The 12,009-nt window shown below is 63.3% G+C and carries 11 protein-coding genes and 1 tRNA gene; 2 read left to right on the forward strand and 10 right to left on the reverse strand.

What is annotated here, in order from left to right:
• Positions 1 to 14 precede the first annotated feature (14 nt).
• Genes Spa11_RS11985 through Spa11_RS23455 form a run of 6 tightly spaced genes read right to left on the reverse strand, consistent with a single transcriptional unit; the run spans position 15 to position 6,065 of the window.
• Complete coding sequence (locus Spa11_RS11985) at positions 15 to 1,142, reverse strand: type II secretion system F family protein (RefSeq protein ID WP_197529336.1); 1,128 nt, start codon at positions 1,140 to 1,142, stop codon at positions 15 to 17.
• A gap of 26 nt (positions 1,143 to 1,168) precedes the next feature.
• Positions 1,169 to 2,986 carry a GspE/PulE family protein gene (locus Spa11_RS11990; RefSeq protein ID WP_145112522.1) on the reverse strand — a complete coding sequence of 606 codons (1,818 nt, stop codon included), beginning with the start codon at positions 2,984 to 2,986 and terminating at the stop codon, positions 1,169 to 1,171.
• 30 nt (positions 2,987 to 3,016) lie between these two features.
• Entirely contained in the window at positions 3,017 to 3,352 is a 336-nt protein-coding gene (locus Spa11_RS11995; protein WP_145112524.1) for an STAS domain-containing protein, read from the reverse strand.
• 12 nt (positions 3,353 to 3,364) lie between these two features.
• Entirely contained in the window at positions 3,365 to 5,185 is a 1,821-nt protein-coding gene (locus tag Spa11_RS12000) for a sensor histidine kinase (protein WP_145112526.1), read from the reverse strand.
• Positions 5,186 to 5,225: 40 nt separating this feature from the next.
• Positions 5,226 to 5,612, reverse strand: a complete 387-nt coding sequence (locus tag Spa11_RS12005; protein WP_145112528.1) for a response regulator — start codon at positions 5,610 to 5,612, stop codon at positions 5,226 to 5,228.
• Positions 5,613 to 5,657: 45 nt separating this feature from the next.
• Entirely contained in the window at positions 5,658 to 6,065 is a 408-nt protein-coding gene (locus Spa11_RS23455) for a type II secretion system protein (protein WP_145112530.1), read from the reverse strand.
• Positions 6,066 to 6,316: 251 nt separating this feature from the next.
• Here Spa11_RS23455 and Spa11_RS12015 point away from each other — a divergent pair, with 251 nt between their 5' ends.
• On the forward strand, positions 6,317 to 8,011 hold the full coding sequence (locus Spa11_RS12015; RefSeq protein WP_145112532.1) for an HD-GYP domain-containing protein: 1,695 nt from the start codon (positions 6,317 to 6,319) through the stop codon (positions 8,009 to 8,011).
• 249 nt (positions 8,012 to 8,260) lie between these two features.
• Here Spa11_RS12015 and Spa11_RS12020 read toward each other — a convergent pair whose 3' ends face one another.
• From Spa11_RS12020 to Spa11_RS12035, 4 genes are read right to left on the reverse strand one after another with little or no spacing between them, the layout of a single operon-like run.
• Positions 8,261 to 9,469 carry a hypothetical protein gene (locus tag Spa11_RS12020; protein WP_145112534.1) on the reverse strand — a complete coding sequence of 403 codons (1,209 nt, stop codon included), beginning with the start codon at positions 9,467 to 9,469 and terminating at the stop codon, positions 8,261 to 8,263.
• On the reverse strand, positions 9,466 to 10,101 hold the full coding sequence (locus Spa11_RS12025) for a type IV pilus modification PilV family protein (RefSeq protein ID WP_145112536.1): 636 nt from the start codon (positions 10,099 to 10,101) through the stop codon (positions 9,466 to 9,468). The genes Spa11_RS12020 and Spa11_RS12025 overlap by 4 nt, the downstream gene beginning before the upstream one ends.
• Positions 10,098 to 11,159, reverse strand: a complete 1,062-nt coding sequence (locus tag Spa11_RS12030; protein WP_145112538.1) for a hypothetical protein — start codon at positions 11,157 to 11,159, stop codon at positions 10,098 to 10,100. The genes Spa11_RS12025 and Spa11_RS12030 overlap by 4 nt, the downstream gene beginning before the upstream one ends.
• A complete protein-coding gene (locus Spa11_RS12035) occupies positions 11,159 to 11,608 on the reverse strand; it encodes a pilus assembly FimT family protein (RefSeq protein WP_197529337.1) in 450 nt (149 codons plus the stop codon). The genes Spa11_RS12030 and Spa11_RS12035 overlap by 1 nt, the downstream gene beginning before the upstream one ends.
• Positions 11,609 to 11,819: 211 nt before the next feature.
• Between Spa11_RS12035 and Spa11_RS12040 the strand changes: the two genes are divergently transcribed.
• Positions 11,820 to 11,892: transfer RNA gene (locus tag Spa11_RS12040), tRNA-Ala, on the forward strand.
• Positions 11,893 to 12,009 lie beyond the last annotated feature (117 nt).

Genomic DNA, 12,009 nt, shown 5'->3' on the forward strand with positions numbered 1-12,009 from the left:
CGTTCGCCAGCGCACTATCCCTGTGACAACGTTGCGATGTCGAAGACCGGAAGCATCACCGCCAGCACAACAAGGGCGACAAACCCGCCCATCACAATCGTCACGATTGGTTCAAGCATCGAGACCAGTTGGCGGGCGAGTGTCTGCCCCTCCTCTTCGTAGTGGGCGCCCATCATCTGACTGACTTCGCCGAGGCGACCGGTCTTCTCCGCGGTGGCGATCAGCTCGACGGCGGAGGGCGGCAGAGCTTCGTTACCTTCGAGAGCGTCGCTGAGGCTCCGGCCATTGCTCACCGCGTCTTCCAGGTCGACCATGAGCCGGCGAAAGACGCAATTGCTGATCGCCAATCGGAGCAGTCGCAAGGCTTCCACCAGCGGGACGCCGCTCAAGACCAGCATGCCAAGCAATCGGCAAGCCCTCGCGCCGATCAGCGATTGCGTAACGCGTTTGAGGCCGGGCATCCGCAGCAACGCCGTATCAAAAAGCACTCGGCCCTTCTCGGAAGCGACCGCCGCCGCCGCGCCTCCGACGCCTCCGGCAAGCAGCGGAACCCACAACCACCAGCGCGATCGGGCTTCGTCCGCGATGCCCATCAGCACCCGTGTCACCAACGGCAGCGTCAGCTCGTACTGCTCAAAAATCGTCGCGAATCGAGGCAAGACGAAGATGACGAGCGTCGTGACGACCGCGAGAGACACCAACGTCAGCAGCACGGGGTATACCAGCATGCCGCGGATGGTGCGGCGGAGTCGGAGGTCAGCGCGCTGCAGCTCGGCGAGCTGCGTCAGCACTTGCTGCATGCGGCCCGACGCTTCGCCGGCGGCGATCGTCGCGATGTAGGCGGGGTCGAAGAGCTTCGGGTGCTTGCGGAGCGATGTCGAGAGACTCGAGCCGCCGAGCACGTCGTCCTGGATGTCCTGTAAGGCCTCCCGCATCGTCGGGCTTTGGCACTGCCTCGTCAGCGACTTCAAGGCCGAAGACAGCGAGACTCCCGCGCCGACCATCATCGACATCTGCGACGTGAAGTTGACGCGCTCTTGCAGCGGGATCGACTTGGTGCGACGCCATATAGGCCGCGGCACCGCGGGTTGCTGCGTGCTTCCCAGCAAGAGAGCGGTCGGGTCGGCGAAGCGGGCGTCCACGGCTTGCATCCGGTCGAATGAGACGATCAGTCAAAAAGCGTCACGCGGGCGACTTCATCCAGGCTCGTCACTTCTCGTGACGCGAGATCAAGACCGCCGTCGAGAAGCGTCGGCAGGCCCGCCTCGCGGATCCAGTCACGGAGCGTATCAGCCATCGCGTCGCGGGCGACCATCCGCCGCAACTCGGCGTCGGCGAGGAGCACCTCGTAGACGCCGATCCGGCCGCGGAAGCCTGTGTCGTAGCACGAACGGCAACCTTCCCCACGAGAGAACTTGCGGTTGAAGTCGCCCTTGTAGTGCAGCGTCTCGAGCAGTTCGGCCGGGGCGTAGTGCTGCGTGCGGCAATGCGGGCAGATCATCCGGACAAGCCGCTGCGCGACGACACCCACCAGAGCTGCGGCGAGCTTGTAAGGCTCGACGCCCATATCCACCATCCGTGTGACCGCTCCCGCGGAGTCGTTGGTGTGCAACGTGCTCAGTACCAGGTGCCCGGTAAGGGCCGCCTGCACGGCGACTTTGGCGGTCTCCGCGTCGCGGATCTCACCGATCATGATCACGTCCGGGTCCTGACGCAGAATCGATCGCAAAGCCGAGGCGAACGTCAAATCGCGGAAGCTATCGACCTGTACTTGATTGACCAGTTCGATCTGGTACTCGACGGGGTCTTCGACGGTGACCAAGTTTGTATGGATCGACTTGATGAGCTCCAGCGCCGAGTAGAGGGTTGTCGTCTTTCCGCAGCCGGTCGGGCCCGTGACGAGCACCAAACCATACGGCCGGGCGAGCATCTGCTTGATATCGCCAAGCTGCCGTGGCGGAATGCCGAGTTCGTCGAGGTTGAACGTGAGGCGTTGCTTGTCGAGCACACGCATGACGACCTTCTCACCGATCACGGTGGGCAGAGTCGAGACACGGAGGTCGACCTCTTTCCCATCGACAACCACCTGACAGCGGCCATCCTGGGGCTTGCGTTGCTCGGCGATGTCGAGCTTCGCCATAACTTTGATGCGCGAAACGACGGCTGGGTAGATGTCGCGACGCGGTCGGATCATCTCCACGAGTTGGCCATCGATGCGGAATCGCACGATGCCGTGTTTGCGGCTCGGCTCGATATGGATATCGCTCGCAGAGCGCCGGATCGCCTGGAGGATTAGGTAGTTGACCAAGTTGACGACCGGGCTGCCCCCCACCATGTCCTGCACGGCGGTGAGATCGACGTCCGTGATGTCGGCCTGCAGTTCGACCGCCGACTCGTCCATGTCAGCGGTGACCGAATCGACCTGGAAGTCGTCTTCGTAGGCCCGCGCGATCATCCGCTCGATCGATGTGCGGAAGGCGAAGATCGGCGCGACTCGCAGACCGGTTGTTCGCTCGACAAGGTCGAGGCGGTCGAGATCGTTCGGGTCGTCGAGGGCGATGGTCAAGACGCCACGGACATTGAACAGAGCGAGAACGCCATGCCGTTCGCAGAAGACGCGGTCGAGCGTCCGCACAACGATCGGGTCGATCAAACCTTCGCGCAGTTTTAGCGCGGGGACGCCGAGCTGAGCCGCGATGTGGGGCAGCAGATCGTCTTCGGTCGCGACGCCCATCTCGAGCAGCGTCTCGCCGAGTTTCATGCCGCGTTTTGCCTGAATCTCCAGCGCCCGCGACAAGTCTTCGGCAGAGACGAGGTTGTCACCGAGCAATCGCTGCCCGAGTCGCATGGGCGCCTTGGGCGGAGGCGCTGGCGTGGGGCTCTCGACCTCCGCTTGCACCGCCGACTCTAGGGCGTCGAGCGCAGCATCAATGCTCTGCTCGATGGCGTCTGTGCTTGTCGGCGTTGTCAACGGATGGCTGGTCATTGATCTAGCAAGGTCGCCACGCAGTGGCTTCTATCGCGAGTATTGGCCGACGGCTTCCTTAACGCCCTCGAAGACTTGGAAGTAGCGGATGACGCCGGTGACGGTAAGGATGTCGCGGCAGAGGGGCGATAATGCCGCCAGGTGAACGCCTCCGCCGACGGCGACCGCAGCGTCGCGCGCGTCAAGCAGTGACTCGCAACCCGCGCTGTCGATCAAGGGGGTTTCGGCGAGGTCGACAACCCATTGCGGGCGGCCGGCGCGGGGCGCGGCGGCGACCGCTTCGTTCAACCTCCCTGCTTCTTCGACATTGAGAGGTCCCTCGACGGCGAACACCTGAACGGCGCCTTGAGCCGATGTCTTGATCACTGCGACGCCTCCTTATTGGACCGGCAGTAGGGCGGTGAACGTGCTTCCTTCGCCGAGCTTGCTGGCGAGCGTGATGTCACCGCGATGTAGCCGCGCAATCTCCCGAGCCAATGGCAAGCCAAGCCCGGTGCCAACGTTGTCACGGACCGCGGGGTTGGCGCTGCGGAAGAACTTCTCGAAGACCCGATCGGCCTCTTCTTCGGCGATTCCGACCCCCGTGTCGCGGACTTCGATCTTCAGCTCTTCGCCCTGGCGGATAGCGGCGAGAGTGACGGTTCCGCCTTCGGGCGTGTACTTCGCCGCGTTGCCGAGCAGGTTCACCACCATGCCCGACACCTTGTCCTTGTCGATGCGGGCCTCGCCGAGCTTCTCGGAGAGGGTGACCTCGAACGTCATCGAGCGTTGCTTCATCAACGGCCTGATTTTCTCGGCTGCCTCTTCGAGCAAGCGGCGGACATCGACGTTGGTGCGCTGGATGCCGATTGATCCGACTTCCAGGCTGCTGATCGACAGCAGGTCATCGACGAAGCGCGCGAGACGCGTGGCTTCGGCGTTGATGGTGTTGCAGAACTCCTTCTGCTCTTCGACGTCGATCATGTCGCCCATCGCCAGCGTTTCGGCGTAGGCTTTGATGTTCGCAAGCGGTGTTCGCAGTTCGTGGGTCGCGGTGTCGATGAACTGGTCGCGCGACGCGTCGGTCAGCTTCTGCTGAGTGATGTCGCGAACCGACCAGACGTGGCCCGGGAGGGCGTCGCCGTTGATCGGGGCTCTTGAGAGCCGCAGTGTGCGTTCGCCGACAGGCGTTGCGACCTGCAATTCCGAGACGACCTCGGCTTGGAGCGAGTCGACGTTGAACGCCGAGGCGCCGTCCGGGGCCACCGTCGCCAATAGCTCCTCAAGCGACTGGCCGTCGAGCAGCTCGCCGTCGCAGGAGTCATCACAGCGGAGCAGGGCGGCGATCGCTCGATTGGCGAACTCGATCCGGCCCTGGGCGTCGGTAACGGCGATGCCTTCGGAAAGGCTTTCAAGGGCTGCCCGGGTCTTCCCCCCCCCGATCCCCGCCAACTCGCTGAGTCGAGAGGCGACTCCCGCAGAGTCTTGATCGCGATGCTCGTCGAGGCTATCGACGACTCGGTTCCAACCGATCGCAGCGAGGCTCTTGGCGGCGATTCGTTGGCCGCGGGGCGAGTCGTCGATCGGTAAACGGGCGATCGACGACAGGGACTGCGCGATCTCTGCGAGCGGTCCGGTCGTCCGGTTAAGCCACCAGCCTCCGAAGGCGATTAAGCCGATAGGTCCGAGGATCGCAACCGGGGCGTAACCCGCAAGGTCTCGAGAGACGGCTTGCCAGCTGGGAACTGCAAACGCCAGCACTAGCGAGCCCGCCGGCCTCTGATTGATCATGAAGGGCGCGCGATACTCGTGGATGAGCTGGCCCGTCTCGTTGCGGTAGGCAATGCCGTCATTCGCGCCCCACCGGAGGGGGTCTCCGATGGGCTCAATCATCGTGGCGTCAATCAGCGAGCGGTCGGTGTGCGCGACGAACTTACCATGAACATCGACCACGGCGCACCAAGCGAGCTGCCCTTCGAGGCGGGCCCGCTCGACGAGGTCTTGGACCTCGGCTCCCGACGTCGAATGGTGGTCGAGCGCGATCGCCGATGTTAATCGACCGACCTGCGACAATGCGTCGGCCGTTGCCCGCGATCGGAGCAACGATTGAACGGCAATGACGCCGCCACTCGCCAGCAGCAACAACGCCCCAAGGCTGAATAGCAGGTAGAGAGAGACCACCCGCCGCGGGAATCCGAGTTGGGCCGTGGTGGTGGGCATTATCGAGTCGTCGGAGTGGCGGAGTCGGAAGCAGCGGCGATCAGACGAGCGCGCCGACCAGTTCCTCGGCCAGCGACCCGAGTTGCGAGGGGCTGAACGGCTTGTGGAGCATCGCCGACACGCCGTAACGCTCGCGGAGTGATTCGATCTCGAGTTCGAGTCCCTTGGCGGTTAGCAGAATCACGGGGGTCTTCGCGTTCGTGGCCGAGGTCCGCAGCTGCTCGATGAGTTCGAGGCCGGTCATGTTCGGCATCTGTTGATCACTCACGATCAGATCGAACGTCTGTGCTCTGGCGATTTCCCATGCCTCGGCGCCGTCGGCCGATGCGGTTGTCTGGAAACCACAACCCTTCAATGCGAAGCCGATCACCCTCCGCAAGGCGGCGTTGTCCTCGGCGACGAGGACGCTCTTCGTGGTTTGTTGCATTAGAACCAGCCGGCAAGGGGAACGAAGTGGTTACCGTTCCGAACGTCAATAGGCGCTATAAGCCGTCCCGAGCGCGTCCGTTGACGTCGAGTTGCAGATGAAGTCGCCGGTAGCCGCGTTGTACATCCATCCCGAAGCGTCATCGGCCACGGCGCCGAACGTGACGGTATTGTTCGCCCCCACAGGCGACTTCGGGAACGCGCCTCGCAGGTAGGGCCCCAAGGCGGCCTTGAACGCCGCGTCGGTGCCGCCGACAGGAAAGACGCCGTTGTTCTGCGCGGCGTGCATTTCAATCGCGCTGCGAACCACGGACAGAGTTTGCTTGAGGCTGCTTTCGGAAGCCGCTGCTGAGGTGTTCAAGAACTTCGGCGCGGCGACGCCGGCCAAGATCCCGAGGATCATGATCACGACGACCAATTCAACCAGCGTAAAGCCTTGGCGATGCGGTCTCATTTTTGTGTCTCTCACATGAACTGTTGTTGGCCTGGCCCCAGCGGTTTGCGGTGGGCCGTTAGTGAGCAGGCTGATCAACTGTAGGTCGCCCCTGGCCGCCGATAGGAGAAACGCCCCCGATTTCGGCCAGACGCCGTCATAACCGGACTTTTGCACACGCCGTGCGGTGATCGATGACGGCCGTAAGCTAAGCTCCGAATGGCGTCCCTACTCTACGCACGCCCTCGTTCGCCTCGTCGGGAATCCCGATCGTGACTCAGACAACGGCACAAGCACCGGCGCTTCGACGGCTATCCAAGGACGAGAAAGGTCTGGTCGAGCACCTGACAGAGGCGACCGGTGGGCCTATCGAAGTCTTTTGCGCTGACGATGCCGCGATCGACGGCAACGACCGATGCACTTGGTTCCTGGACGATCAGGCCGCAGAACCGGCGCCAACGGACTATCACGACTTGGCCGTGGTCCCAACGTCGCTATTGATACAAGCGGCAGAATCGGACCATGCCTGCCTCGACGTGGTTGGCGACGAGTCGATGGTCGCGATGCGCCTCAATCGGCAGGGTGACCGAGTCGCCGTCGCTCGGGGCACGCAAGAGGAAGGCGAGTTGCTGCGCCGCCTCTTCGCGACGGCCGCCGCACTTCACCGATCCGGCGACTCAGCCCGCAACCTTTCGACCGAGAACGAACTCTTCGCCGCGCAGCTCTCCTCGGACCTCGAGGAACTGTCGTTCCTCCGGTCGATGGTCGAGAGCCTGACGTCAGGGCGATCGAACGATAATCTGACGAGCCTCGCGCATGCGACGCTGCCCGTACTCAATACGACCGTGCGGGCCTGCTGCATGGCCTTCATGAACCTCCCCGACCCGAGCGACCCCTACCGGGCGGATGCCGGGGTCGTCATCGGTTCGACTCCGGTCAACTCGGCGTCGCTGTCGATTGCCGTTCAGCGATACGGCCCCGCCGCGTTACGAGGCCCGGTCGTGAAGAATTGGGACACGACCAACCTCCCCAACGCCGCCACCCTTTGGGATTCGTCCGAACTCATTCCTGGCGTGCGATCGCTGGTGATCGTGCCTCTCAACTCGGGCGAGCGGATGCTCGGATGGCTGGTCGCGGTCAATCGCGAACCCTCGCTCGACCCGATACCGCAAAAGTCGTGGCAGCTGGCAAGCGAGGAGTTCGGCAGCGGCGAAGCGACCCTGATGGCGACCACCGCTTCGATCCTCGCCACGCACGCCGCCAATCTCGAGTTGGTGCGTGAGAAAGAACGTCTGATGGTGAGCATGGTTCGCTCGCTCGTCTCGGCGATTGAATCCAAGGACCAGTACACCCGCGGCCACTCCGAACGCGTCGCCTTGTTCACCCGCCGGCTCGCCCATCAAATCGGTTATGACGGCAAGGCTCTCGAAAACATCTACCTGTCCGCTCTGCTGCACGATGTCGGCAAGATCGGGGTCAGCGATGCGGTGCTGCAGAAGGAAGGAAAGCTCACCGAAGAGGAGTACGCCGAGATCGCTCGACACCCCAACGAGGGCTGGGCGATTCTCTGCGACATCGAGCACCTCGAAGGCATCCTGCCGGGCGTGCTGCACCACCACGAGCGTTGGGACGGTCGCGGCTACCCCGACGGATTGCATGGACTGGAGATCCCGCTCGACGGCCGCATTATGGCGGTCGCGGACGCCTACGACGCGATGACCTCGGACCGGCCGTACCGCGCCGGCATGCCGAGCGAAAAGGCCGAGGCGATTCTGCTTGAAGGGGCCGGCAAGCAATGGGACCCCTCGTGCGTCGAGGCCTTCATAGGTTGCATCGGCGACATCCGACGCATCAAGTCCGAGTACCGGCTTCGCGACCGTAAGTGTCGCGCGCCCCTCCGAAACCAGAATGAGAAGCTGGTTCATGAAGTCACCGGCGCTATGTGCCTGCTGCCGCCGAGGGACTAACGACCCCCCTCTTTCGGGGGCCCTTCTAGAACGCCCCAGGAGGCCGCTTACAGCGTCCGGCACGGAGGGCCTTGGTAAACCCTTAGCAACCTTCCAAGACGCCTCTAGCGTGCCCCTACGGGCCTCTAAACGCATGTCCAGGTGGCGCCTCGGGTCGCCGGTTGCAGAACACCGCCTACCCCCATGCGAACCCCCCGTCGCGGGGGGGGCAGCAGGGCCTTCGGCGATTCAGTCAGACGGCCCCACCGCTCACAGCCCAACTTCACGCCACGAGCCCGGCAGAGGTCGCACCCCGGCGCCAATGGTGAATCCTGGCGGCGGATAGTCCCTCGCATACGGCCGGTACTCGAGTGTGAGAACCTTGTCCGCGTTAACCGTCACATTGCCAGCCACCAAGCATCCACGGATCACGGCGTCATCTGAAATTGTCGCCGTGCCGGTTACGTAGACGATGCCATCCAGCGTCGCAGGGCGGGCGTTGTCCACTTGATCCGAGTCTTCCACCCCGTCGTAAGGGGCGCCCGGGGGGTTGTAGTTGATCCGGCTTAACTCTTGCAACTCGGCGCCGGTGGTGTCGCTCTGCAGGTCGATGCTTAAGTCGCCTTGAACCATGAGACTAGGGTAGTTGTCTGCCTCCGGTTGAATGATTGCTACGTCACTGATCGCCGTATTTGGCCCCGCGTTCAACAGCACCAGCGTTCCGTAGACGCGGCATAGACTCAGTTCCACGTCGGCGCCCTCGCAATCAATCACATAGATGCCCCATGGGTTCGTCTCCCCGAACGGGTTGAGGTGACGACTCAGCACGACGCCACGAAAGCGACTGGGGTTGGCGCCTGTCAGGCTCCCGATCGGGATCGTCGTCCCACGGCTCACGTAGTAGTCGAAGACATGGTCGCTAGGCATCGACTTCGCCGGCGACGCAAAATACGCCGCCTCCGAGTTCGAGGTCACGTCGCCGCTGCGCTGGATGACAGCACCAGGAGCTATCGTCAGGGCGTCGTCCGCATGCAGCGCCGACTCCAGGCAAGTCACGGCGGAGCTTAGCGGGACGGTGTGATTGAAGGGCTCGACCGTCACGGTCAATGCCGACCGAGCCTCTCCGCTCTTACCGATCGCACGGATCACGGCATGATCGAGAGGGTCATCGGCCAAGTCGCCATCGACATCCGTGACCGACCACGAGAACCGGACATGGTTCGAGATCAGGTCGCCGGACTCGACGCCACTCGTCATCCGCGACCGCCAGTCGGAATACTGGTTGATCACGCCGAGCATGAACTCGACGCCCGACCGGGCGGCGACCTGCGCTTGCCGACGGTCGCGTTGGTCGCTGGCGCTGCGGAGCGCGAGGCGCCCCATCGCCGAAACCGTTAACGCAATCGTCGCGACGATCATCGCCGCGCCAAGCACGGCGACGTAAACCGACCCGCTACGATCTCGACTTGGTTGAGTCATGGCGTGGGCGCCTCATTGAGAGGTTGCTCGCCGAAGAGCTGTTGCGCGCCCCCTGCGACCGAGAGGGTCGCCGACACGCTGCCGACTTCGGATAAGCCCAAAGGAGTCGGATACTCGCCAGCCCCGTACCGAGAGCGAAGCATCTCGTACTCCGTCACCCACCCTTGGGCGTCGGAGACCCGCACCTGGATCCGTTTGACGCCCTGGTCGCTCCCCGCCACGTTGATGACCGACCCGCTTGGCGTCGAATGGCAGTGAGTGACGATGATCTCAACGATCCAGCCGTCGTATCCCGTCAGATCGACCCCGTCGCTCGATTGCGGCGGCGATTCGTACCAGTCCTCGTAGTCATCAACGTCGTCGAGCTGATCGCGGGTCGAAACGACGCCGTCGTTTGACTCCGTGCCGAAGACGACACTCCCCTGCGGGTCCTCGTACGGCTTCGCCATAATCTCAGCGGCGTAGCGTTCGGCGAGCGCCCAAGCCTCTGCGGTCGTCGCGCTCTCTTGATAGGTCCGAGTGGCGCCGCCGAGCGTCTCGAGCGCAGCAACCAGCACGACGCCGACGAGCGTCGTCGCGACGACGACTTCGATGAGCGTGTTAGCGCGGCGATGATCGCGGATGTGGGTCATGGTCCCACCAGGATTCGAGGCGTGATGACAATTGTGATCGTGGCGTAGTCGCGAGGCGCACTAAGCTGGTAGGAAGCGGTGCCGGTGGCTGTAGAGGAAATCGGCGATGAGTAGGTCCAGGCAGCCGTAAGGAAACCGCTGACACTCTGTGCCCAGATGCGGTTGTAATCCGAAGGGTCCGAAACACCGACACTGCCGCCAAACGCGCCGAGCCGCATCGCAATCGAGTTGTTCTGCACGACCGACGCACTTGGGCAGGTTGCATTCGTTCCCGTAAAGTTCGCCCGTGTCGCCATCCCCGTTGGAGCAATCGGCACGCTCGGGTTGTGGTTCGAGACCACCGCTATGCCGCCCACAGCATCCGCGGCATTCGGCCAGTACCAAGAATGCACGCCGGGCTCCGCCAGGGCGGCTGTCTTCTGCCACACGCTGAGGCGTAACTTTGCATTGTTGGTATTGTCGGCGTGGCACAGCTCAGTCCACCCAGCAGCGGTGACCGAGGTTTGCTCGCCCGTCGTCGCGACCATCGCAAGCATCAGGTCACCGGGAACGACCTTAGGCGGGGTCGATAGCGCCAGAGTCGTAACGCCCGTCGCCGTTGCCGGCGTACCCTGCGACCACATGATGGGGCTCATTGCAAGCCCGGTTGAGATCACGTCCTGAGTCGCCACCGCGCGCGTCGTCGACTCAAAGGTTAACGCTCGCACATCATGCAATAACGTCACCGCTGCGCCACCGTTGAGAGTCCGCGTTAAGGGGTCGCCCACCACGCCGCTCCACTCGTAGCGCAGCCGATCAGCGGCGCTATCGCCCGTACGATCCGCGACATCCAACTCAATCGCCGTCGGGGTCACGCTGCGAAAGCGTGTCGCGGTGCGGGCGTCGGCCAACACCCGTCCCATCACAGCGTCAGCGCGTCCGCGCGACGCCGACGCTCCCTGATCGAGGTTCAAACCTTGTGCTGCGATGAAGAGCGCCGAAGAGAGGCCTGCCATCAGCACGCTGGCCGAACCCAACGCGATCATCAGTTCGAGCAACGTATAGGCAGGGCGAAACATCACAGCGACACCTCCACCAGCCCTGTCTCATTGACGGTGATCACCGCCGACAGTGCGCCAGCCCCTAGAGTCACCGCCCCCGCCTCGGCCGGTTCGCCGCGGAAGTCAAACGTCACCTCGGTACCAGCGCCAAAGATCGACGAGACGATCTCAACGCCGTGACCTCTCGCGCCAACGTTCTCTGATAAAGTGGAGATGCTCCGATCGACATCGGGCAGCGTCGCCGAGCTGTAAGTCTCCGTCGCCGGGTCAATCGAGAGGACGACCGTAGTCGCCGTCGCTTGAGCGACCGCCTGTGCCCGGCGCAGGTCGGCCGCCAACTGCTTCGCGGCCGCTTCGAGTTGAACGCCCGCCAGCGCGGCTTTGTACCGGGGCACAGCGACCCCCGCCAGGATGCCCAGCACCATGACGACGATCACCAGCTCAATCAGCGTGTAGCCTGCTCGCAAGACGCGTACGCCATGCCTCGGAGCGAACCAGATTCGGCCAGAAAGGGTCATCCTAAAACTTAGCCCGCGGCAGCCGACAACCGCCGCACCCAACATCAACGACCCCGCCACAAAGCCCGCGCAACCGGAAATTCCGCCACAACCCGCCAGGGGATGAATCAGACGCCTTGGCGACCAGCGAAACGCGTCGTAGACTGGAAGCACCTCAAAAGGGGCTGTAGCTCAGTTGGGAGAGCGCCTGCTTTGCAAGCAGGATGTCGCAGGTTCGATCCCTGTCAGCTCCACTTGTTGTAAACCGAGTCGGCGTCGGACCTTAGGCCGAACCTCGCGATGGTCGCGAGAGCTGCCACAGTGCAAAAACGGGAGTAGTCACTACTCCTGGAGTCGCATGGCATGGCAGC

It is taken from the genome of Botrimarina mediterranea, assembly GCF_007753265.1.
Taxonomy (GTDB): Bacteria; Planctomycetota; Planctomycetia; order Pirellulales; family Lacipirellulaceae; genus Botrimarina; species Botrimarina mediterranea.